Genomic DNA, 22,316 nt, shown 5'->3' with positions numbered 1-22,316 from the left:
GTGCCCACCATCTCCCCGCATGGTTGGCAGAAGTTGGTGGGCACGCTTTCGCTTTTGCCTACCCTGTACGATTGCGTCAACGCGTCGGCGGCAATCGTCCGAACACGCCATCGAGCGCCATGCCGCTCGCAAGCAGCCGTTTGTCGCTCGATCCTGGAGGCCTTGGCGGTGTCACGTCAACCGTAGGCACGCATCTTTGCCGGCGAAGATTCAGTCAGACCGGCGAGCAGCCGCTCGGCCTCGGGTTTCACCTTCGCGAGCGCGATGTCCTTCACCGGCCCGTAGCCGCGGATATCCATCGGCGCCTTTGCGATGGTGATGAGATCGGGCAGATGCGCTGCATCGAGCTGGCCTAACATCCGTTCGATCAAACCTTCATACCACACGATCAGCCCCCGCTCGGCCCGCCGGTCGGCGGTGTAGCCGAACGGATCGAACGGGGTTCCGCGCAATTTCTTCAGCCGCGCCAGCATTGTGAGAGGCATCTGGATCCACTGACCGAAGGCGCGCTTGTGCGGGCGGCCGCGGGCGTCGTGGCTGGATGGCAGGAACGGTGGAGCGAGATGATACTGGACGCTGAAGCCGTCCTCGAACTCGCGCTTCAACTCGTCGAGAAAGCCGGTCTGCATGTGCAGGCGCGCGACCTCGTACTCATCCTTGTAGGCCATCAGCTTGAAGAGGACACGGGCGACGGCCTCGGTCAGGGCCTCGCTGTTGAGGGCGGCTTCGGCAGCACGAACTTTCGCGACGAGTGCTCGATAGCGCGCCGCATAAGCCCCATCCTGATAGGCGGTGAGGAAATCGGCGCGCCGTGCGATAAGCTGGTCGAGCGTTTCGGCTATTGGCGTCTCGTTCGCCTTCGGCAAAAAGCCTGGATCGGCCGCGGCGATCCGACCCCAGGCAAAAGCGTGCTTGTTGCGTTCGACCGCGACGCCATTGAGCTCGATCGCACGCAGCAGCGCCGATAGCGAAACCGGCACTAGGCTGCGCTGCCAGGCAAAGCCGAGCATGATGATATTGGCATAGACGGCATCGCCGAGCAGGCGTTCTGCCAGTGCGTTGGCGTTGATGCTGTCGAGATTGTCGCTGCCGATGACCTGCCGGATCGCCCGAAGGCGGGCAGGGGAGGCGAGATCGGCATCGCGGAAGCGGACGACGTCGCCGGTCGGCATCTCCGCGGTATTGACAGCAGCGCGCGTGCCGCGGCGATAGGTGCCGGACGCCTTCGGCGAAGAGCTGACGACGAGGTCGCAGCCGATCAGCGCATCGGCCGCGCCCTGGTCGATCCGGACCTGATGCAGCGCCTCGGGACTTGAAGCGAGGCGGATGTAGCTCAGCACCGGACCAAACTTCTGCGCAAAGCCGGTAAAATCCAGCACCGAGACGCCACGGCGCTCCAGATGCGCCGCCATCCCGATCAGCGCGCCGACCGTGATCACGCCGGTGCCGCCGACGCCGGTCACCAGCAGGTCGTAGGGACGGTCGAGCGTGGCGGGGGCGGGGAGGGGGAGCGTGGCCGCGCGACCGATTACATCGATCTCGCTCGCGCTCTTCTTCCGGCGCGTCGCGCCTTCGACGGTGACAAAGCTCGGGCAAAAGCCGTTGAGGCAGGAGAAATCCTTGTTGCAAGCCGACAGATTGATCTGACGCTTGCGGCCGAACGGCGTCTCCTTCGGCTCGACGCTGAGGCAGTTGGACTCGACCGAGCAGTCGCCGCAGCCTTCGCAGACGAGATCGTTGATGTAAGCAAATCGTTTCGGATCGGCCATCTGTCCACGCTTGCGCCGGCGCCGCTTCTCGGTGGCGCAGGTCTGCTGATAGATCAGCACCGAGACGCCGGAGATGTCGCGCAGCTCGCGCTGCACGGTGTCCATCTCTTCTCGGGGATGAATGGTAACGCCGATTGGCAGATCCGCCGGCAAGAACTGCGCGGGATCGTCCGACACCAGCGCGACGCGCTCAACCCCCTCGGCGCGGACGCTGTGCGCGATGGCATGCACGCTGATGGGGCCGTCGACCGGCTGGCCGCCGGTCATGGCGACGGCGTCGTTGAACAGGATCTTGTAGGTGATGTTGGCCTTCGCGGCGATCGCCTGCCGGATCGCCATCGAGCCGGAATGGTAGTAGGTGCCCTCGCCGAGATTCTGGAACACATGCTTGTGGCCGGTGAACCGTGACGACGCGGTCCAGTTGACGCCTTCGCCGCCCATCTGGATCAGCGACGAAGTCTCGCGGTCCATCCAGCTCGCCATGAAATGGCAGCCGATGCCGGCCAGCGCCTTCGATCCCTCGGGCACCTTTGTCGAGGTGTTGTGCGGACATCCGGAGCAGAAGTAAGGGGTGCGCGTCGCGCCTGCGACGGTGATCGTGCGCTCGGCTTCCGGCAGCAGCGCGGTGGCGCGCGCGCCAAGATTGAGGCCCGGAAACATCGGATCGAGCCGGCGGGCGAGCACGGACGCCAGCGCGCGTGGTGACAGTTCGCCGATCCAGGAGATCAGCCGCGCGCCGGTTTCGTCGTGCTTGCCGACCATGCGCTCGGGTTTTGCACCGGGATAGTCGTAAAAATATTCCTTGAACTGGCTCTCGATGATGCCGCGCTTCTCCTCGACGACGAGGATCTCGCGCTTGCCCTTCACGAAATCCATGGCGTCGTGCAGCGCCAGAGGCCAGACCATGCCGACCTTGTAGATGTCGATGCCGATGCTGCGGCAGGCGGCTTCATCGAGGCCCATGAGCCGCAGCGCTTCCATCAGATCGAGATGCGCCTTGCCTGTGGTGACGATGCCATAGGTGGCATTGGGGATGTCGTAGATATGGCGATCGATCGGATTGGCTTTGGCGAAGGCGTAGACCGCGTGCTTCTTCGCTTCCAGCCGCTCCTCGATCTGCGGGCCCGGCAGATCCGGCCAGCGATAGTGCAGTCCGCCGGGCGGCGGGGTGAAGTCGGGCGTGCGGAAAAGGCGCGGCGGGCGCAGCGCGACGGATGCGCCTGACTCGACGATCTCCGAGATCGCCTTGAAGCCGACCCACATGCCGGAGAAGCGGCTCAGCGCGTAGCCGTACTCGCCGAATTCGAGATACTCGCTGACGCTCGCGGGATGCAGCGTCGGCATGAACCAGCTCATGAAGGCGACGTCGGACTGGTGCGGCATCGAGGACGACACGCAGCCATGGTCGTCGCCGGCGACCACCAGCACGCCGCCATGCGGTGACGAGCCATAGGCATTGCCATGCTTGAGCGCGTCGCCGGAGCGATCGACGCCGGGGCCCTTGCCGTACCAGAGCCCGAACACGCCATCGACCTCGCGGTCGGCTTGCGTTTCGACCTGCTGCGAGCCGAGCACCGCGGTTGCTGCAAGATCCTCGTTCACTGCGGGAAGGAATTCGATGCGATCCTGCTTCAATCGCTGCTGGATGCGCCAGAGTTCGAGATCGATGCCGCCGAGTGGCGAGCCGCGATAGCCGGAGATGAAGCCGGCGGTATTGAGCCGGGCAGCACGGTCACGCCTGACCTGATCGAGCGCGATGCGGACGATGGCTTGCGTGCCGGTGAGGAAGACGCGGCCCTCCTGGCGGTCGTAGCGGTCGGAGAGTTCGTAGGCGTCGAGTGACGGAATGGCGTCCATGGCAGACCTCGCGCGGCATCCTGCCGAATAGGCCAAGGTTAGGCCTGGCGCGCTGGTAGGTCCTTACCTATTTATCCCGTCGTGAGCACTAATTCGGTAGGTTTTTGCGATATGACATGAAATTTGGTAGATTTGATCGATTTGAGGGCTCTCGATGATTGAAGATCAGGACACGCGGATTCTCGCCCATCTCCAGAAGGACGGCCGCGCCACCAACCAGCAGCTGGCCGACGAGGTCGGCATGTCGACCTCGGCCTGCTGGCGCCGGGTGCGTGCGCTCGAGGACGGCGGCGTCATCCGCGGCTATGCGGCGCTGGTCGCGCGCGAGCAGGCGGGCTTTGCGATGTCCGCCATCCTCCACGTTTCGCTGGAACGGCACGACGCCAAATTCGTCGACGAGTTCGTCTCGCGCGTCACCACGCGTCGCGAGGTGCTGGAGTGTTTTGCGACGACGGGCGACGCCGATTATCATTTGCGCGTCGTCGTGCAGGACATGGCGGCCTACAACCGCTTCCTCGACGAGTTCATGTTCCGCATCCCCGGCATCCGCTACGTCCGCAGCAATGTGGTGCTGAAGGAGATCAAGACGAGCGTGGCGCTGCCGTTTTGACCCGCGCGAAGTGCCGTAGGGTGGGCAAAGGCGCTCTTGCGCCGTGCCCACCATCTCGCCCTGATTTGCGAAGGTGGTGGGCACGGCGCAAGCGCCTTTGCCCACCCTACTGCTCTGTCACTGTGTTTTCTCTTGCGGCTCGGTCCTCGATAGAAGCATGAAGGCAAGCACGTGCCCGACCAGCAGCAAAGGCACGTAAAGCGCCGGAATATAAATGCCGGCGCCGAACAGGCCGGGATTCTGAATCTTCGTGGCGCCCACGTAATACGCATTCAGGAGATCCAGCGTGCCCCAGATGTTGAAGATCCAGACCACCGGAACGGCGATCGACCATCGCCAGGAGAGCGCCGCCATCGAAATGAGTGCGAGGGTGGCGGCGATGAGATCTCCCCACCCAACTTCACTGGCGAAATCCGGGCTCAACTCCGGGGAGACGAACCCGGCGACCATGAAGTTCATCCCGAGGAAGCGGAACGCATGGAAGGCTGCGAGAAGTCTCAGGGCGTCATAACGCGGCATCGCGCGGATAAGGGGCCAAACATAGATGGAGGCCACCACCGTGCTTGTCAGCAAGGCGCCTGCGACACTGAGGACGAATGGAATGTTGAAGCCCGGTGGCACGTTCAGATGTCCTTGTCATGGTTCGTCCGGTCGGACGGAGCGAGGCTTGCGGCCGGTCAGGGTTTTGACATCAGCAGGCGGAGCGGCATGAGCGGGCCGACGGCGATGTATTCGTGGTCGATGAGATCCTGCCTGGCGAGCGGCAGCGCATCCATGATCGCGTGCGCTTCGGCATCATCCCTAGCATCCAGCAGGAAGACGGCACCCCGCCCATCGGACCGCGAATGCCATTCACGGACTTTTCCAGTCAGATAAAGCTGGACGGTCTGCCTGATTTCATCAGGCATGACGGCCATGATTTGCTCACGTGTGATGCCCGGCTTGGCGGTCAGGATGACCATGACCCCGGTGGTCGTGGGCGACGGCGCTTGGGCTTGGGCGGCGGCTAGGTCGGTCATGGCAGTAACTCCTGTCAGTGTGAGGGCGAGCGTCAGGACGGCGTTGCGGATTGCCTTCATTGGTTTTCGCTGCTCCGGTGCGGCTCATTTGCAATCCGGATGTAGGGCGTCTTCCCGTGAGCGACTATTCGCGATAATGTTGACAGGCCATGAAGCAGAACTTCACAGTCAGGCAGGGAGCGCTCGACGGTGTCGAGGCGTTCCTCAGCGTCGCCCAGCATCGCAGTTTCCGGCGGGCGGCTGCGGAGCTCGGCGTCACGCCCTCGGCGATCAGTCAGGCGGTCCGCGCGCTCGAGGCGCGTGTCGGGGCTGCGCTCTTCATCCGCACGACCCGTAGCGTTGGTCTGACCGAAGCCGGCGAGAGATTCTTTGCGCGCGCAAGACCGGCCTTTGAGGAACTCATCGCGGCAAGCGGTGCGGCGCGTGAGCTCGGTCAGCGGCCGGCCGGGCTGCTGCGCCTTACGGTGCCGCGTTCGGTCGTCCCGATCCTGCTGGAGCCGCTGATCGCCTCGTTCTGCCAAGCTTATCCGGAAATCGAGGTAGAGCTTGCAGCAAGCGAGGAGCTTGTCGACCTCGCGGCCGGCGGCTTTGATGCCGGCATCAGGATGGGCCAGTTCATCACCCCCGACATGATTGCGGTGCGGCTGACCAAGCCGCTACCGCTCATTGTCGTCGGCAGCCCCGCTTACCTTGCCCGTGCCGGCCGACCCGAGCATCCGGACGATCTGCGTGCGCACGCCTGCTTGCGATTGCGGCGATCGAACGGCGCGCTCGCATCATGGTTGCTTACCGACAACGGCCGTTCGGTCGAGATCGCGGTGTCGGGCCCTTTCATTGCCTACGATTTTCCGACGATGCTTGGAGCCGCGACCGAAGGCGTGGGTCTTGCGCAAGTGCCCGCACCATTGGCCACCGGCGCCATCGCTGCGGGAAGGCTCGTCCGCGTGCTGGAGCAATTCTCGCAGATGACGCCGGGTGTGTTCCTGTATTATCCGGGCCATCGGCAAATCATGCCGAAGCTGCGCGCTTTCATCGACCATGTGAAGAGCCGGTCGGCCGTAGGCTGATGTTGATCCGGGTCGACGTTGGCAACTCGGGTTGATCCCGCAACGCCTACTGCTGCCCCTCTCGCACAAACCTGTTCCGCAACGTTCCGACGCCGGTGATGTCGATCTCCACGACGTCGCCGTGTTTGATATCCGGTGAGGCCCCGTCCGTGCCCATCCAGATCACGTCGCCCGGCCATAGCGTAAAGTACTTCGTCAGCTCGACCAGGAACGGCACCACGCCAAAGATCATGTCGTTGGTGTGGAAGCGGTTGGTCTCGTTACCGTTGACGCGGACGATCGTTTCCATTTTCGCCAGATCGGCCTCGGTCTCGATCCACGGCCCCATCGGCTTGAACGAGTCGGCATTCTTCGAGCGCCAAAGGCTGCGGTCGGCCTTCTGCCAGGAGCGTTCACTGACGTCGTTGCCGATGGTGTAGCCGAACACGCAATCCATCGCGTTATCTTCCGAGAGGTGCTTCACCTTCTTGCCGATGACGACGGCGAGCTCGCCCTCGTAGTGGATCTTTTCCGTCGCGAAGGACGGGATCACGACATCCTCGTCATGCGCGATCAGCGCGTTCTGCGCGCGATAGCCGATCTCGGGTCGTTCAGGCACGGCGGGCACCTCGCCGCGCTTGTCGGCGGCCTCCTTTAGATGCTTCAGATAGTTCAGGCCGACGCAATAGAAGGTGCGCGGGATCAGCGGCAGCTCGATCTTCACGTCGCTAAGCGGATGCGTGCGCGAGGTCCGCTGCCAGTCGCCAAAGGGATCGCCGTCGACCGCGATCACCTGATCGCCTTCGACCAAGCCCCAGGAGGTTTTGGCGGAGGCGGTGAATTTCAGCCAGCGCATGTCTTGTCCTCGTTACTATTCCGCGGCGTCGCGCGGCTTTACTTTCCAGCCGCCGGCGGCCGGCCGCTTCAGCCCGAGATTTTCCCGCAATGTCTTGCCGCGATAGTCCTTCTGGAACAGCCCGCGCCGCTGCAATTCCGGCACGATATGTTGCACGAAATCCGCGTACGAGCCGGGCACATAGGTCGCGGCGATGACAAAGCCGTCGCAACCGCGCTCGACGAACATTTCCTCTAGCTTGTCGGCGATCTCCTTGGGGCCGCCGACCATGGCATCGTGCACCTGGCCGCGGCCGGAGAAGGTGACGAAGTCGCGCGCACTCGGATTGCTCTTGCCGGAATTCTTCAGCACGCCGTCGCGGATGCCCAGAATGCCCTGCATGCTGTTCAGCTCGTCCGTCGTCAGCGGCGCATCGAGATCCTTGGAGGCGAAATCGTAATTGAGCGCTTCGGCGAGCAATGACAGCGCGTCGATCTCCAGCGGCAGCTTGTTGATCAGCGCCATCTTGTCCTCGGCTTCCGCCTTGGTCGCGGCGCAGACCGGCGTCGTCAGATTGCAGAGGAACATCTGCTCCGGATCGCGGCCGGCCTTCGCGGCCTCGTTGCGGACGGAGGCATAGCCTTCCCTGGCACCAGTGAGATTGCGCGCGGCGGTGAAGATCACCTCGCCCCATCGGCCTGCAAAGCGCTGGCCGCGGCCGGATGCGCCGGCCTGGATGATCACGGGATGGCCCTGGTCCGAGCGCGGCACGGTGAACGGCCCGCGCGACTTGAAGGCTGGCCCCTTGTGATCGAGCCGCTTCACCTTGGTCGGATCGGCAAAGCGGCCGCTCGTCTTGTCCATGATGAGCGCGCCGTCCTCCCAGGTATCCCAGTGGCCAAGCACGACCTCCATGAACTCGTCGGCCTTGTCGTAGCGGGAATCATGTTCGGGATGGGAGTCGCGGCCCATGTTGAGGGCTTCACCGTCATTGAGCGAGGTCACGACATTCCAACCCGCGCGCCCGCCCGACATCAGATCGAGCGTGGCAAAACGGCGGGCGACGTCGAAGGGTTCGTAGTAGGTGGTTGAGCAGGTTGCTCCGAGCCCAAGCTTCTCGGTGACCAAGCCCATCGTGGTCAGCACGATCAACGGATCCATCTTCACGCAGCGGATGCCGTATTCGACGGTGTGGGCGTGGTCGTTGCCGTAGCGGTCCGGCATGGCAAGGCGATCGTCGAAAAACGCCATATGGAATTTTCCGGCTTCGAGAATCCTCGCGATTTCCTGGTAATAGTCCGCCGACATCGAATCTGCGCGCGAGTCCGGATGCCGCCATGAGCTCGGCAAGTTCGTGCAGTTCTGCGCCTGAAGGAAGCCGACCAGGACCATCTGCCGATTCATGTCGCTGTTCTCCGAATTGCCTCAGGCCAGGTCGAGGACGGTGTCGAGCCTGTATTCGCGTGCGAGCGCGCGCAGCTTGTCCCAGGTTGCATCCTCGACCTCGATGCCGTCGCGCAGGCGTTGCTGCTCGCGCACGCCCTCGATCTCGCCGGGATAGTAGACGCCTCGGCTACCCTCGGACGGTGGCGTCGATTTCAGGTATTGCGCGAACTCCGCGACCTCGCGCTTGAATTCTTTGAGCGGGCGGAATGCGGCGACGTTGAACACCGCCATGAAGCATCCGTCATTGTGCCGCCCCGTTGGCTCAACGCCGAAGCCCAATCCAGTGAGCAGGCCGCACAGCACCTCGACCATCGCGGCAAGCCCGCTGCCCTTATAGCCTTCGGTGCCGCCGAGCGGCAGCAGCGCGCCGCCCTTGCGGTATTGGGTGGGATCGGTGGTGTGCCGGCCCTCCGCATCGATGATCCAGCCGGTCGGGATCTCTTCGCCGCGGGCGACCGCGAGCTGGATCTTGCTGGCGGCAACTGCCGATGTCGCCATGTCCAGATAGAACGGCGCCGCGAGATCGGACGGCACCGCGATCGAGATCGGATTGGTGCCGAGCCGCGCTTCCTTGCCGCCGAACGGCGCGACGTGTTTTGGCGAGCGGCCGGAATCGGCGGTGGCAATCCCGATCATGCCTTCGCGCATCGCCATGAGCGGATAGGCGGCGAGGCGGCCGACATGGCTCTGCCGGAACACGGTGCAGGCGGCGACGTTCGCCGTTTTCGCCTTTTCGATCGTCAGCGCCATCGCCTTGGCGTTGACGTGGAAACCAAAACCCCAGTGGCCGTCGATCACGGTCGTCGTCGTCGATTCCTGGACGATGGTCCATTTGGCGCCGGGGACGATGTGCCCGGCCTTGATGCGATCGATATAGGTCGGAACCGCGATCACGCCGTGGGAGTCATGGCCGGCGAGATTGGCGTTGACGCAGCCGACGGCAACGGCGTCGGCTTCTTCCTCGGAGGCTCCGGCGGCACGGAGCAGCGCAGCGGCTACTCGCGTGAGGCGGTCGGCCTTGACGACGGGCATGGCGTTCCCTCGGCTTTGTGCCCTTAACGAGCTGCTTGTTGGACGCCATCGTCTCAAAGCGGGGCTGCGAGATCAATCTCCCGTAAACCAATACAGGGCTGCAAATTCGTAAAGAGAGCGCGCCCTTGGTCGTCAATTCCTCCCGCGCGGCGGTATTCCCGATAGTTTCGCGCTCGTCATTCGCAGCTCGTTCACTTTGATCGGCGGTTTCCAGCGCGCAATAACGACCACTTAGGCGATCCCCGTTCATAAAGCACCCGGGAGAAATCGGCAGAAATGGCCGGGAGTTAAGATCGTGCCGACGACACTCGCGCGCACCTTTGCGGCGTTGAGCGCCATCAATGAAGCGATTCTCTACGCGAAATCGCCGGACGAGCTGTACCAGAAGGTCTGCGACGCCGGGTTTTCGAGCGGAGATTTCATGGCCGTCGCCGTGTTCCTGGTGGAGCCGCATGGCCAGCGCTTACGCTTTGCGGCCGGCTGCGGCGACGACGTAGCGCGCCTGCGCGCGATCGAGATCACCACGCAAGCCGGCGCGCCCGAGGGCTCGGGCGTCGGCGGCGAGGCGTTCCGCAGCCAGAAGCTCTGCATCAGCAACGACTATCTGAACGATCCGCGCTCGCTGGCGTGGCGTGAGGGCGCGGCCAAGGCGAATATCGGTGCGACCGCTGCGCTGCCGCTTCTGTGCAACGGCAAGAGCGTCGGCGTGCTGTTCGTGACCCGCAGCGAAGCCAACTCGCTCAGCGACCAGGTGGTGTCGCTGTTCGAGCGCATGTCGGCCAACATTTCCTATGCGCTGGAGAATCTCACGCGCGAGACCGCGCGGCAAACCAGCGAGCGGGCGACGCGGCGCCTCAACCGCATGTTCGGCGCACTCAGCGCGACCAATGAGGCCATCCTGCGCGCCAAGACCGATCTGGAGCTCTATCAGCTCGTCTGCGATGCCGCCGTGCACAGCGGCAAGTCGCTGGCGACGATCGTGTTGCTGCGCGAGCCGGATTCGCACTGGATGGTCCCGGTCGCTTCCACCGGAGAGAACCTTCATCTGGTCACCCAGGCGCGCTATTCGATCGATCCGGACAATCCCTATGGCAAGGGCCTCTCCGGCGAGGTGTTCCGCACGCAGAAAGCCATCGTGGAGGACGACCTGCCGGCCCGCACCAGGGGAACGCCCTGGGAGCAAGCCAACGTCGATACCGGCGTTGCCGCCTGCGTGGTCGCGCCGCTGATCAAGCGCGGCGAGAGCGTCGGCGTCCTCCTGTTCTTCATCAGCCGCTCCTGGGCGAAGGACCAGGAGATCGTCGCCCTGCTGCTGCGCATGGCCGAGAACGTCTGCTTCGCGATCGAGAATTTCGACCGCGAGGCGGAAAAGGCCAGGATCGCCGATGAGGAGGACCGTCTCGCGCGCATGTATGCGGCGCTGAGCGCAACCAATGAAGCCATCCTGCGGGCGCGCTCGCGCAGCGAATTGTTCGAGCTGGTGTGCGAGGCGACGGTGCAGGGCGCCAAGTTCGCATCGACGTCGATTGCGCTCGTCGATCACGATGCCGAGCTGCTCCGCGTGGTTGCGAGCTACGGTCCGAACGAGGAGCGGGTGCGCCGCTTCAAGCTAGCGACCAGCGACAAGGTCCCGGAGGGACGGGGATTGACCGGCACCGCGTTCCGGACGCGGCAGCCCTGCATCAGCAATGATTTGTGGGCCGACCCGCGCATGAAGCCGTGGCGCGAAGGCGCGCACCGGGACGGCATCGCCTCGGCGGCGGCCTTGCCGCTGTTAAACGGCGACCGGGTCGAGGGTGCCTTCCTCTTCCATTCGTTCCAGCGCGATACGTTCACGCCCGAATTCGTCGAGCTGTTGCAGCGATTGCAGGCCAACGTCGCCTTTGCCCTGGAGAATTTCGATCGCGCCGAGGAGAAGGCGCGGGCCGACAGGCAGCGCAACCGCCTCAGCGGCATGTTCGAGGCGCTGAGCGCCACCAACGAAGCGATCATGCGCGCCAAGACGCGCGAGGAACTGTTCGAGGTGGCGTGCGAGGCGGCCGTGCTCGGCGGAGTGTTCGCCTCGGCGACGATCGGCATCTTGGACGAAAGCCGTGAGCTCGCCCGCGTCGTCGCGGTGAGGGGACGGCTCCAGGAGCGAATGACCGGACGGACCTGTACCGTCTCCGCCGATCATCCCGAGGGGCAGGGCATCATCGGAATCTCGCTACGGACCCGACAGCCGAGTGTCATCAACGACTATCTGAACGACCCGCGATCGGCCCACTGGCACTCCAAGGCGGCCGAGGATGGAACCCGGGCCGCGGCGAGCTTTCCGCTGCTGCGGGCCGGCCAGGAGCCGATCGGCATTCTGCTTTTCCTCGCATCGGAAGAGAATACGTTCACGCCAGATCTGGTCGAGCTGCTGGGACGTCTCGCCGAAAACGTCTCCTTTGCGCTCGACAATTTCGACCGCGCCGAGGAGAAGGCGCGCACCGAGGCGCAGAAGGAACGCCTGACGCGAATGTTCGCGGCGCTGAGTGCGACCAACGAGGCGATCATGCGGGCAAAATCCCGCGGCGAGCTCTATGACCTGGTCTGTCAGGCGGCCTCCGCCGGCGGCAAATTCACCTCGACGACCATCGCCCTTGCGACGCCCGACAGCGATCTGCTCCGGATCGTCTCGGCCGCGGGGCCTGCGGCGGAGACGACGCGTCACACCCGTCTGTCGACCGATCCCGCACGTCCCGAGGGCAAGGGAATGGCAGGCACGGCGTTCCGTACCCGGCAGCCCTGCATCAGCAATGACTATCTGAACGACAGCCGCGTCGCCGCCTTCCACGTCATCGTCCGCAAGGATGGCGCGCGAGCGGGCGCCGCGTTCCCGCTGATGGTTCATGGCGAGCCCGTCGGCGTCATGATCTACATGTCGATCGAGAAGGACATCTTCACCGTCGAATTCGTCGAGCTGTTGCAGCGTCTCGCCGACAACGTCTCCTTCGCGATGGAGAATTTCGACCGCGCCGACGAGAAGAACCAGGCGGACGAGCGGATCGAGTATCTCGCCTCGCATGACAGCCTGACCGATTTGCCGAACCGCGAGACCTTCAACGGGCTATTGCGGGCGGCGATCGACCAAGCGCAACGCCACGATCACCGTTTCGCTGTGCTGTTCATCGATCTCGACCGCTTCAAGGTCATCAATGATTCGCTGGGCCATGAGGCCGGCGATTTGCTCCTGCTCGAGGTGGCGAACCGTTTGCGCGGCGCGCTGCGGGCAAGCGACGTCGTGGCGCGCCTCGGCGGCGACGAGTTCGTGGTGATCCTCGACCAGTGCGGCGAGATCGACGACGTCCAGCACATCGCCACCGGGCTGTTGACGGCGCTCGCCGAGCCCATGGAGCTTGCCGGCCATGAGTGCCACACCACGGCTTCGATCGGCATCGCGATGTATCCTGCCAACGGCGCCGACGCGCAGACGCTGACCAAGAACGCCGACATGGCGATGTATCTCGCCAAGGAAGACGGCAAGAACGGCTATCGCTTCTTCTCCAAGGAAGTGAAGACGCAGTCGATCGAGCGGCTATCGCTCGAAAGCGCGCTGCGCCGGGCGCTGGAGCGCGAGCAGTTCTCGCTGAACTATCAGCCCAAGGTCGACATGGAGACCGGCCAGATCACCGGCGTAGAGGCGCTGCTGCGCTGGAGCCATCCCGATCTCGGCAATATCTCGCCGGCGCAGTTCATTCCGCTTGCCGAAGAGACCGGCCTGATCGTGCCGATCGGCCGTTGGGTGGTGAAGGAAGCCTGCGCGCAGGCGATGGCCTGGCAACGCCGCGGCCTGTTGCCGGTGTCGATGGCGGTCAACCTGTCGCCGCGGCAGTTTGCGGACGAACATCTGTTGCAGGACGTCGACGAGGCCCTGGCTGCCTCCGGCATGTCGCCGGTGCTGCTTCAGCTCGAGGTCACCGAGAGCATGATGATGCGCAATGTCGGACGCGCGCTGAAAGTGCTCGACGCCATTCAAAGCCGCGGCATCCGGCTTGCCATCGACGATTTCGGCACCGGCTATTCGTCGATGTCGCTGATGAAGCACTTCCCGATCGACACCATCAAGATCGACCGCTCCTTCGTGCGTGACCTGCCGCAGGATTCGGAAGACCAGGCGATCGCGCAGGCGATCATCAGCATGGGCAAGGCGCTCGGCATGACCGTGGTCGCCGAGGGCGTCGAGAACGCCGAGCAGGAGGCCTTCCTGCGCACCCATGGCTGCGACGAGATGCAGGGCTTCCTGATCGCCAAGCCGCTGCCCGCGAAGCAGATGGCCGAATTGCTGCGGCCGCTGGAGCTGTCGGTCGCGCCGCCGCTCCAGCCGGAGACGGACCCGGCCGTGGACGAAACCGCGGCGCTACGGCTGAAACGCGCTATCGTCTGACGGCAGCGGCTGCAATTCGCGGGCCTCGCCTTGCTTGATTTCCGCTTTGCGCGGAAAATCATCCGGCCAGGGCTGCGAGGTTTGCTCGGCGAACAGCTCAAGGAGGGCATGCGCCCCTTCAGCGAAGCTTGAGCCGTTGCCGAGGCCCAGCTCACAACACCACACCTGTCGCATCGGCTCGTGCGCGTCGACCACCGCCATCGCCGGTCCCCACCACCAGGCCGGTGCCGGCGAGCGTTCGTCCTTCGGCACGGCGTGCCATAGAACGAGCTCGTCCATCACGCGCTCGAATTGCAGGCTTGCGGCCTGATGCATTCGCTCCGTGCTCCTTGGGCCGCGCCTGAAAGCAGGCTGATGCGCGGGCTCGATCGTGGCTTTCGCTATGAAGAACTGGCTCGCGCCATTGGCGGAGCCTCACATGCCGCTTCCATCGGCGGCCATAAGAGCAACATGCGGCGGACGGGAACATGCGCCGCCGCTGGCTGTGATCGTCTCTTTAGCCGCTCAGGGGCCCCACCGGCAAGTCGCAATACGGGCGTCTAGCGCGACCTGAGCGGATGGGCCTTCTGGTGCCAGGCCCAGGCGGTGCGGATCACGGTCGACAGGTCGGAATGGCCCGGTACGAAGCCCAGCATCTTTCGCGCAGCAGAGGGGTCTGCGACGAGATAAGTGGGATCACCGGCGCGGCGCGGCTTGACGGTGTGCGGCACCTCGCGGCCGGTCTCCTGCTTGATGGCGGTGAGGATCTCGCGCACCGAGAAGCCTGAGCCCGTGCCGAGATTGAAGCTGCCGCCGGCATGTCCAGTTTCCAGCAGCTTCAGCGCCGCGACGTGTGCCGCGGCGAGGTCGGTCACGTGGATGTAGTCGCGGATCGCGGTGCCGTCGGGCGTGTCGTAGTCGTCGCCGAACACGGCGAAGTCGACATGCCCCTGCAGCGCCATCATGGCGCGCGGAATGAGATGCGTCTCGTTGTCACGCAATTCGCCGATGCCGCTGGCCGGATCGGCGCCGCTGGCATTGAAATACCGCAGGCAGAACGCGCCGAAGCCGTAAGCCGCGCGGTAGTCGGCAAGCATGCGCTCGATCATCCACTTCGAAGCACCGTAAGGGTTGATCGGCGCGCAGGGAAAGTCCTCCGGCAGCGCCTTGGAATCGGCGTTGCCATAGACCGCACCAGTCGAGGAGAACACGATGCGGTTGCAGCCGGCATTGCGCATCGCCTGAAGCAGCGACAGCGTGCCCTGGACGTTGTTGATGTAATATTTCTGCGGGTCGGTCATGGACTCGCCGACAAGGCTTGCGGCTGCGAAATGCATCACCGCCGCGATTCTGTGGTCGGCAAAGGCGCGCGCCAGCGTCGTGCCATCGAGCAGATCGCCCGTCACCAGCTCCCCCGCCACGAAGCTGCGATGACCTGTTGTGAGATTGTCGTACACGACGGGCCGATAGCCGGCAGCGGAAAGGGCGCGGCAGGCATGCGAGCCGATATAGCCCGCACCTCCTGTGACGAGAACAGTCGGCCGGTCATTCATGGCGTTCTACTCTTCTCAGCGATTGAAGGGCCGATTGCGGCTGAAGAGAAGATAGATCGCGCGAGGGTTGGTGGTCAAATAGCGCCAGAACAGGCGGCGCGGCTCGAGCCAGGTACGCCAGGCCCATTCGAGTCCGATCCGCTGCATCCATTGCGGTGCGCGCGAGCGGCTGCCCGACAGGAAATTGAACAGGCCGCCCGAGGTCTTGATGACGCCGACATTGGTCAGCAGCGGCGTGTATTCCTCGACGAAGGCCTGCTCGTTGGGCACGCCGAGTGCGACCCACAGGCAATCCGGCGCGAGGGCGTTGATCTCCTCGACCTTGGCCCGCAACGCGTCGCCGCTGAGATAGCCATGGCTGTATCCGACGATCTTGAGCTTGGGATACAGGTTCTGGACTTTCCTGACCGCGGCGGCGTTCTCGTCCTCGCTGGCGCCGAGCATGTAGAAGCTGCGGCCAGCAACTTCCGCCTTCCGCGCGACAACATGAAACAAGTCCGTCGTGGCCACGCGCTCTGGCAACGGAAACCAGGACTGCAGTCGTGACGCCGCCACCAGCGGCTGGCCGTCGGCGTTGATCAGATCGGCGGCGCGGAACAGGCGCTCGGTCTGCGGCTCTGTCGAGCAGCGCGCCAGCACCTCGCCATTGGCCGACGTCAGATACAGTGGGCGGCCGATGCGATGACGCGGATCGGTCGCCTCGATCATGAAATCGGCGGTCGCTTCCACGTCGAGGGCGGCCATGCGAAGGCCGCCGACGGTGATCCGTGGCACCTCGGCGGTCGCGGCCCGGCCATCCAGATTGACGCGGCGCTCAAGCATATTGTTTGCCTCGCTGGCGCGTTTGGGTTGCGGGGGGGAGCTCGTCGAGCACGACGCCGACGAGCTTGCGCTGGGCGCCGCCGAGCGTGGCCAGAATCTCTTCCATGCTGTCGTTGATGTCGAGGCTGGTCGGCAGCACCGCCACCAGCGCGTCGGTGCTGTCGAGCAGCTTGCGACCTGCGGCCGAGAGCGGCATCGCGGGGCCGTCGAGAATGACGAGATCATAGCCGCCGGCCGAACGCGCCTGTGCGATTGCCTTGCGGATGGCGTCAGCGGCCTTGGCGGCGTCATTCTCGGCCGCCGGCAGCACCGAGATGCCGTTGACGGTCTTGATCTCGCGCGCGGCCTTGCTGCCGATCGAGAGCCAGCCAAGCTTGTTCGGCTCGCTCTTGCCGGGACGATTGATCCTGTTCGAGAGCGTGTGCGCCTGATGGTCGGCGTCAATCATCAGCACGCGGCTGCCGTCGCGCGCGGCTGCGAGCGCGAAATTCAGCGCGGTCACACTGCGCCCGGTGATATCACCGGCGCCGATCAGCGCCATCACCGGCATGGTCTTGCCGCCGGCGCGGCGGGCCATCGCCGCCCGCATGTCGCGCAAGGCGTTGAGCAGCGTCGTCAGCGGAAATCCGGGGCGCAGCGTCGGCCAGCCGACGCGGGTCAGATCGACGCCGCTGCCGGTGGCGAGAATGGCGCCGAGCGTGCGGATGACGTCGGCCTCCTGAAGGCGGGCGATCAGCGGCTTCTCGACCAGCGCGAGCGCAGGTGGCGGCGCCGCGGCTTCGGGCTGAGGTCTCGTAAGATCCGGCGCCGGCGTGCGCTCGCGGCGGCTCGGTTCGGGGGCGGTCGCGCCGTTGAACAGATGCTCGGCCGCAACGAACCAGCAGGCGGCGGCAAGACCACCGAAGATGAAGCCGATCATCGCGAACAGGCTCATCGCCGGCGGGAACGAGCGCCGCTGCGGCACCGTGGCTTCGCCGATGACGCGGGCAGCCGACGTGTTCAGGGTCTCCTGCTCCTCGGTCTCGCGCGAGCGCTTGAGGAAGGATTGATAGACGTCGCGGCTGGCATCGGCCTCGCGCTCGAGCTCGCGCAGCCGCACCGCGGCCTGGCTGAGCTGCACGCTCTGCCGCTTCTGCACTTCCAGCGCCCGGTTGAGCGACGCCTCGTAGTCGCGGGCGCGGGTCAGATCGTTCTTGGCCGACAGCGCAAAGCGCTCGATCTCCTCGCTGATGGTGCGCTTGAGATCCTCGACCTGCTTTTCGGTCTGCCGCAGCGCCGGGTGCCGCGGGCCGAGCTCGGCGGTCTGCTCGGCATATTTCTTGCGGGAATCGGCATATTGCGCGCGGAGGTTCGCGATCGTCGGCGACTGCAGGGCTTCGGGAATGGCGCCTGCATCCGCAGCGGTCCGCTTGTTCGCCTCGATCTGGTCCAGCCGCGCCTGCGCGTCCATCGTCGCCGCGCGGGCCGCGGACAGCCGCTGGTTGCTATTGGAGAGTTGCTGATCGCTGATCAGCGAGTCCTGGGTGCCGACGAAGTTGTTCTGTGCCTTGTAGGTGGCAAGCGCGGTCTCGGCGTTGCGCAGCCGCTCGCGCAGCTCCTTCAGCCGGCCGGACAATTCACCGGTGGCGCGCCGCGCCGCCAGCGCCTGCGAATTGCGGGAATCCGTGAGGTAGGTGTTGGTCAGCGTATTGGCGAGCATCGCCGCCTTCGCGGGGTCGGTCGACCAGACCTCGATGTCGACGATGAAGCTCTTGTCGCCCTTTCGAATCGTGATGTGCTTGTTCAGCGCGTCGAGTGCCGCAAGCTGCACGTCCTTGATGTCGGCCGCGGACGGCGCGCGCGGCTGAAGGCCGATCAGGCCCAGCAGCGAATTCATCAAGGTCTTGGCATCGCCGCCGCCGCCGAATTCCGGATCCTTGTCGAGATTGGCCTGCTGGATCACCTGCAGCAGCACGCCGTTGGACGTGATCAGGCGCGCCTGGCTCTCCACCACCATGGACATGCCGGAGACGTCCTGCGCGCGCGGTGTGAGCTCGCGATCGACGAGCTGAAGCTCGCGCGGGTCGACATAAAGCTGGGCGGTCGCGGTGTAGCGGGGTGTCAGGCTTTTGCCGACGGTGACGGCGAGACACGCGCCGATCAGCGCCGCGGAGGCGATCGCAATCTTGCGGCGCCATAGCAGGCTGACGAGCTCCAGCACGTTGAAGCTGGCCTCGGACTTCCGCTGCGGGGCCTCCGACATCGTCGGATGTCTGGCCCGGTCGATCGGCTGGTTATAGTCGAGCATAATCCCCAGCTTTCATTCCAACGGCCGCGGGCTGAGGGGTTACTATTCTCTCTACGTCTCGCACCGGGGTTATAGGTGCGCAATCAACGCAACAAGGAAAATTAACCATACTCATTGAGGGACTATTCACCGAAATGGCAAACAAAGCGTTTAAGCGCGAGCCACGATGCGCCGCGTCGTTGTGACGCTTCGGCGGCGTCGGTCCCTCAGTGATTAACGGTTCGTTACCGCGCATGGCCAACGGCGCCCGCATGTGGCTTTGCACTGTATTGGCCGGCCAGCGTGCGCATGGCCGTTAGCGCTTCCGCAGGATGACGTGATAGTCGCCACGGCGGACGTCGGTGCCGCGCGGAAGCACTGCGTTCATGAGCGCGGCGCCGGCGTCGACGAGCGCAGCGAACAGCGGCTTGCGCTGGCGCATCTCGGGATAGCGCGGGCTTTCGACCTCACGGCGGTAGATCATCTCCAAGCCATGGGCGGCTGCGAACGCTTCGAGATTCGACAGCGTCACCAGCGGATGGAAGAAAGTCGGGAACGGCGCCTCGCCAGGCAGGCCGGCGGTCTTGATGCCGCGGATGTTTCGGTAGAACCAGACATGAAACCAGTGCGGTGAGTGCTTGGTGACGACGCCCGACAGCGAGCGTGGATTGGGCGCGCCGATCAGGATCATGCCGCCGCGCTTGAGCGCATCGCGGAAGTTCAGGAGTGCGGCCTCGACGTCGGGCAGGTGCTCGATCACGTTGTAGCAGATCACGACGTCGAAGGTTTCTGGGCCGAACCGATAGGTCTGCACGTCGCCTAGGATCGCCTCGTCGGCGTAGGTGTTGTTGCCGACCTGGTCTTCGTCGATATCGACGACGGTGACGTGGCTGCGGCCGAGCACGTCCACCGGCAGGAAGCTCGAGGAGCCGCCGCCGGCCTCGTAGATCGCAAGCCGGCCTTGCGGCAGCTCGCGGCGCAGCACCTCGTGAACGCCGAGCAGGCTGTCGCGGGCCTCGCCGGCGACGAGGTCGAGCAGTGCCTGGGTGTGCGCAGGACTTGTGGGGTCTTGGGCACAGGTAGCTGTCGCGAAGTCGATCGTGGCTGACTTGTTCATGTTTTATAACCGCGCTTGTTCGACTCAAAATTACAGGAAAAAACTCTCGTGCCCGAAGAGCAAATCTGATGCCGCGTGCCTTCACCGGTCGCGGTGCTTACGGCGGGGTTAATCCGACCATGCGTTAACTACGACATTGTCCATGTTGCGCTGTTGGCGGGCGATGGACTGCAAATTGCAGTAACACGCGCGCAGGAATTCGCACGGAAACACGCGAAAGCGGTTAAGCGCATGATAGGACGCCTCATAGCCGGGACATCAGCGCCGCGGCGCAGTTTGCGTGCCGGAGCAGGCCGTTCACTTTGGGACATATCTGTCCCGCGCGGCCGTGTCGCCTTGGGACAATCGACGCAGGGCTTTTTCAACATATCTCAGTCATCCAGAACGCCATGACGCTGATCCCGACAGATTTGTCCGCCAGCCGGATCTCGGAAACATTGCGCGATCCCAACCGGGAGATCGCCGCGAGCTCGCGCGTCATTGACCTGTCGGTCGGCATCGTCGTCTGCATTCCCTGCTTCCGCCGCCCGCAGCATCTGCGGCTGACGCTGGATTCGCTCGTCGACCAGCGCACCCCGCGCTCCTTTGCGGTGGTGATGGTCGAGAACGACGCGACAGGGCGCGCGAGCACGCCGGTGGCCGCGGAGTATCTCGCTTCCGGCAAGCTCCAGGGCATCTGCCTGGTCGAGAAGCGGCAGGGCAATTGCCAGGCGATCAACGCCGCGTTCGAGACGGCGCAGGCGCTGTTTCCCGCCGCAACCCGCTTCCTGATGATCGACGACGACGAGGTCGCTTCGCCCGATTGGCTCGACCTGATGGTCCGTACTGCGGAGGCGACCGGCGCCGACGTGGTCGGCGGACCGGTGCTGCCGGTGTTCGACGACGACAGCCAGCCGTGGCTGGCGCGTCATCCCGCCTTCTGCCCCACTTACGACTACACTGGTGCGGTGCCGCTGATCTATGGCTGCGGTAATTGCCTGATCACGCGCGCGGCATTCGAGCGGCTCGGCAGCCCCGCCTTCGATCTGCGCTTCAATTTCCTTGGCGGCGGAGATTGCGATTTCTTCTATCGCGGCCGCAATGCCGGCATGACCTTCCACTGGACCGCGGAAGCCGTCATCACCGAGACCGTGCCGCAGAACCGCACCAGCCTCGGCTGGATCGCCAAACGGAGCCTCCGCATCGGGGTGATCAACTATCGCGTGCGGTCCAAAGCCGCGCAGGGCGCGGGCGCGCGGGCGCGCGTGTTTGCGCAGACCTTGGCACGGCTGCCGCTGTCGCTGGTGCGCTCGGCTCGCCTGCTGACGTCATCGAAAGCAGTCGTCGCGATGCATCCGATGCTGGTGGCCATCGGTTCTGCTCTCGCGGCATTCGGTTACGATCCGAAGCCCTATGAGGCCTCGAAGATCGTTTCCTGACGCGTCAGCCGCTAGATTCCAAGATAGGAAAGAGCGATCTTGACCGCGGATCGCGGCACCACCTTGAGCGAGCGCCGGCCGACCATGCCGAGATAGCCAAGCGCTTCGCGATATCTCCCGAAGCGGACGGCCTGGGTCGCCGCATAGGTCACCAGATGGATTTCGGCTGCTCGCCGCAGCCGGGGCGCCGCGCCGGATGGCAGCTTGCCGAGGATCAATTCATCGTCGAACACCCGCGCGACCGCCGGGAAGAAATCCTGCGGCGTCCGCATCGCGGCGTTCATGGTGTTGGCTGTGTGCAGGCGGTAGTCGAGCAGGAGTTCCGGCACATAGGCGAACTCGCCTGTTGCGGCGAGGCGGCACCAGCAATGCCAGTCCTCGCAATAACGGAGCGAGACGTCGAAGCCGCCGGTGGCGCGGAAGGCCTCCGCGCGAACCAGCGTGATGCCGCCATTGACGATGAAATTGCCGCAGGCCAAGCGCTCCAGCACGTTACCGGACGGTTTGAGACGTCCCTTCAGGAGGCCGCGGCATCCGATCGCGTGCCCTTCGCTGTCGATCGTGTTGTAGTCGCCATAGACCAGCACCGCGCGCGGCGCGGCCTTCGCCGCCGTCAGTAGTGTCGTCACCGCATCGGCGCGCAGGCGATCATCGGCATCAAGGAACATCAGCCAGTCCCCGCGCGCGCTTCGTGCGCCGAGATTTCGCGCGGCCGACACGCCGCTGGCGTCGTTCATCGTCAGGCCGAGCCGCGGATCGCGAATGGCTTGGACGATCGCGACAGTATCATCGGTCGAGCCGTCATCGACGACGATGACCTCGGCGACATCGGCTTGCGTCAGCGCGCTTGCGATGGCTTCGCCGATATAGGCCGCGGCATTCTTCGCAGGAATGACGACGGAAACCACAGGCGGCATCGCACGCGCATCTGCCGCCGCGGGCGCGGCGGTCGATGCATCGAGCGTGGCGTCGGCGAGGGGCAAGCAATGGCTCGTCGTGTTTAAGGATTTGTTAACCAAGCGAAGGCGGCAACAGCTCTGGTCGTCGCGGATGATACCCACATAACGATCAAATCGTTGTTGTGAAGGCCGCCCGAGTCGCCGGTTTCGTAGATTAGCGTTAAACCTGTGGCGTTA

General features: G+C 64.5%; 16 protein-coding genes. 4 read left to right on the top strand and 12 right to left on the bottom strand.

Features of this window, described 5'->3' with window-relative positions:
- Positions 1 to 176: 176 nt before the first annotated feature.
- Positions 177 to 3,626 (bottom strand): indolepyruvate ferredoxin oxidoreductase family protein, encoded by a 3,450-nt coding sequence (locus tag JJC00_RS34625; protein WP_200470220.1) that lies wholly within the window; start codon positions 3,624 to 3,626, stop codon positions 177 to 179.
- Positions 3,627 to 3,780: 154 nt separating this feature from the next.
- On the opposite strand from JJC00_RS34625, the gene JJC00_RS34620 reads away from it, so the two are divergent.
- Complete coding sequence (locus tag JJC00_RS34620; protein ID WP_200470219.1) at positions 3,781 to 4,236, top strand: Lrp/AsnC family transcriptional regulator; 456 nt, start codon at positions 3,781 to 3,783, stop codon at positions 4,234 to 4,236.
- A gap of 117 nt (positions 4,237 to 4,353) precedes the next feature.
- Here the strand turns inward: JJC00_RS34620 and JJC00_RS34615 are convergent, their stop codons facing one another.
- Positions 4,354 to 4,857, bottom strand: coding sequence for a hypothetical protein (locus JJC00_RS34615; RefSeq protein ID WP_200470218.1), 504 nt, complete (start codon positions 4,855 to 4,857; stop codon positions 4,354 to 4,356).
- A gap of 56 nt (positions 4,858 to 4,913) precedes the next feature.
- Complete coding sequence (locus JJC00_RS34610; RefSeq protein ID WP_246774023.1) at positions 4,914 to 5,255, bottom strand: hypothetical protein; 342 nt, start codon at positions 5,253 to 5,255, stop codon at positions 4,914 to 4,916.
- Between the two features lie 149 nt (positions 5,256 to 5,404).
- Here JJC00_RS34610 and JJC00_RS34605 point away from each other — a divergent pair, with 149 nt between their 5' ends.
- Positions 5,405 to 6,322, top strand: coding sequence for a LysR family transcriptional regulator (locus JJC00_RS34605; RefSeq protein ID WP_200470217.1), 918 nt, complete (start codon positions 5,405 to 5,407; stop codon positions 6,320 to 6,322).
- A 46-nt stretch (positions 6,323 to 6,368) separates the two neighbouring features.
- On the opposite strand, the gene JJC00_RS34600 is transcribed toward JJC00_RS34605, so the two are convergent.
- Genes JJC00_RS34600 through JJC00_RS34590 form a run of 3 tightly spaced genes read right to left on the bottom strand, consistent with a single transcriptional unit; the run spans position 6,369 to position 9,614 of the window.
- Positions 6,369 to 7,157, bottom strand: a complete 789-nt coding sequence (locus JJC00_RS34600; protein WP_200470216.1) for a fumarylacetoacetate hydrolase family protein — start codon at positions 7,155 to 7,157, stop codon at positions 6,369 to 6,371.
- Positions 7,158 to 7,172: 15 nt separating this feature from the next.
- Complete coding sequence (locus JJC00_RS34595; RefSeq protein ID WP_200470215.1) at positions 7,173 to 8,540, bottom strand: LLM class flavin-dependent oxidoreductase; 1,368 nt, start codon at positions 8,538 to 8,540, stop codon at positions 7,173 to 7,175.
- A gap of 21 nt (positions 8,541 to 8,561) precedes the next feature.
- On the bottom strand, positions 8,562 to 9,614 hold the full coding sequence (locus JJC00_RS34590; RefSeq protein WP_200470214.1) for an Ldh family oxidoreductase: 1,053 nt from the start codon (positions 9,612 to 9,614) through the stop codon (positions 8,562 to 8,564).
- A 295-nt stretch (positions 9,615 to 9,909) separates the two neighbouring features.
- Between JJC00_RS34590 and JJC00_RS34585 the strand changes: the two genes are divergently transcribed.
- Positions 9,910 to 14,025, top strand: a complete 4,116-nt coding sequence (locus tag JJC00_RS34585; protein WP_200470213.1) for a bifunctional diguanylate cyclase/phosphodiesterase — start codon at positions 9,910 to 9,912, stop codon at positions 14,023 to 14,025.
- Here JJC00_RS34585 and JJC00_RS34580 read toward each other — a convergent pair.
- From JJC00_RS34580 to JJC00_RS34560, 5 genes are all read right to left on the bottom strand, one after another.
- Positions 13,999 to 14,340, bottom strand: a complete 342-nt coding sequence (locus tag JJC00_RS34580) for a hypothetical protein (protein WP_200470212.1) — start codon at positions 14,338 to 14,340, stop codon at positions 13,999 to 14,001. The genes JJC00_RS34585 and JJC00_RS34580 overlap by 27 nt on opposite strands.
- Positions 14,341 to 14,564: 224 nt before the next feature.
- Positions 14,565 to 15,557, bottom strand: a complete 993-nt coding sequence (galE, locus tag JJC00_RS34575) for a UDP-glucose 4-epimerase GalE (protein ID WP_200470211.1) — start codon at positions 15,555 to 15,557, stop codon at positions 14,565 to 14,567.
- A 15-nt stretch (positions 15,558 to 15,572) separates the two neighbouring features.
- Positions 15,573 to 16,379, bottom strand: a complete 807-nt coding sequence (locus JJC00_RS34570; RefSeq protein ID WP_200470210.1) for a WecB/TagA/CpsF family glycosyltransferase — start codon at positions 16,377 to 16,379, stop codon at positions 15,573 to 15,575.
- Positions 16,372 to 18,666, bottom strand: coding sequence for an exopolysaccharide transport family protein (locus JJC00_RS34565; RefSeq protein ID WP_200470209.1), 2,295 nt, complete (start codon positions 18,664 to 18,666; stop codon positions 16,372 to 16,374). The genes JJC00_RS34570 and JJC00_RS34565 overlap by 8 nt, the downstream gene beginning before the upstream one ends.
- 295 nt (positions 18,667 to 18,961) lie before the next feature.
- Positions 18,962 to 19,762, bottom strand: coding sequence for a class I SAM-dependent methyltransferase (locus JJC00_RS34560; protein WP_200470208.1), 801 nt, complete (start codon positions 19,760 to 19,762; stop codon positions 18,962 to 18,964).
- A gap of 389 nt (positions 19,763 to 20,151) precedes the next feature.
- Here JJC00_RS34560 and JJC00_RS34555 point away from each other — a divergent pair, with 389 nt between their 5' ends.
- On the top strand, positions 20,152 to 21,180 hold the full coding sequence (locus JJC00_RS34555; RefSeq protein ID WP_200470207.1) for a glycosyltransferase family 2 protein: 1,029 nt from the start codon (positions 20,152 to 20,154) through the stop codon (positions 21,178 to 21,180).
- A gap of 11 nt (positions 21,181 to 21,191) precedes the next feature.
- Here the strand turns inward: JJC00_RS34555 and JJC00_RS34550 are convergent, their stop codons facing one another.
- On the bottom strand, positions 21,192 to 22,097 hold the full coding sequence (locus JJC00_RS34550; RefSeq protein ID WP_200474324.1) for a glycosyltransferase: 906 nt from the start codon (positions 22,095 to 22,097) through the stop codon (positions 21,192 to 21,194).
- Positions 22,098 to 22,316 lie beyond the last annotated feature (219 nt).

This window comes from Bradyrhizobium diazoefficiens (genome assembly GCF_016616885.1).
GTDB classification, from domain to species: Bacteria; Pseudomonadota; Alphaproteobacteria; order Rhizobiales; family Xanthobacteraceae; genus Bradyrhizobium; species Bradyrhizobium diazoefficiens_F.
The sequence above is the reverse complement of the archived record's forward strand: the minus strand, read 5'-3'. Positions and strand labels throughout refer to the sequence as shown.

Bases quoted from the DNA above. Each gene is read 5' to 3' on its own strand.
- JJC00_RS34595 (WP_200470215.1), bottom strand. From the start codon at position 8,540: ATGAATCGGCAGATGGTCCTGGTCGGCTTCCTTCAGGCGCAGAACTGC.
- JJC00_RS34550 (WP_200474324.1), bottom strand. From the start codon at position 22,097: ATGCCGCCTGTGGTTTCCGTCGTCATTCCTGCGAAGAATGCCGCGGCC.
- JJC00_RS34620 (WP_200470219.1), top strand. From the start codon at position 3,781: ATGATTGAAGATCAGGACACGCGGATTCTCGCCCATCTCCAGAAGGAC.
- JJC00_RS34590 (WP_200470214.1), bottom strand. From the start codon at position 9,614: ATGCCCGTCGTCAAGGCCGACCGCCTCACGCGAGTAGCCGCTGCGCTG.
- JJC00_RS34600 (WP_200470216.1), bottom strand. From the start codon at position 7,157: ATGCGCTGGCTGAAATTCACCGCCTCCGCCAAAACCTCCTGGGGCTTG.
- JJC00_RS34560 (WP_200470208.1), bottom strand. From the start codon at position 19,762: ATGAACAAGTCAGCCACGATCGACTTCGCGACAGCTACCTGTGCCCAA.
- JJC00_RS34565 (WP_200470209.1), bottom strand. From the start codon at position 18,666: ATGCTCGACTATAACCAGCCGATCGACCGGGCCAGACATCCGACGATG.
- JJC00_RS34570 (WP_200470210.1), bottom strand. From the start codon at position 16,379: ATGCTTGAGCGCCGCGTCAATCTGGATGGCCGGGCCGCGACCGCCGAG.
- JJC00_RS34555 (WP_200470207.1), top strand. From the start codon at position 20,152: ATGACGCTGATCCCGACAGATTTGTCCGCCAGCCGGATCTCGGAAACA.
- JJC00_RS34605 (WP_200470217.1), top strand. From the start codon at position 5,405: ATGAAGCAGAACTTCACAGTCAGGCAGGGAGCGCTCGACGGTGTCGAG.
- JJC00_RS34610 (WP_246774023.1), bottom strand. From the start codon at position 5,255: ATGACCGACCTAGCCGCCGCCCAAGCCCAAGCGCCGTCGCCCACGACC.
- galE (WP_200470211.1), bottom strand. From the start codon at position 15,557: ATGAATGACCGGCCGACTGTTCTCGTCACAGGAGGTGCGGGCTATATC.
- JJC00_RS34580 (WP_200470212.1), bottom strand. From the start codon at position 14,340: ATGCATCAGGCCGCAAGCCTGCAATTCGAGCGCGTGATGGACGAGCTC.
- JJC00_RS34625 (WP_200470220.1), bottom strand. From the start codon at position 3,626: ATGGACGCCATTCCGTCACTCGACGCCTACGAACTCTCCGACCGCTAC.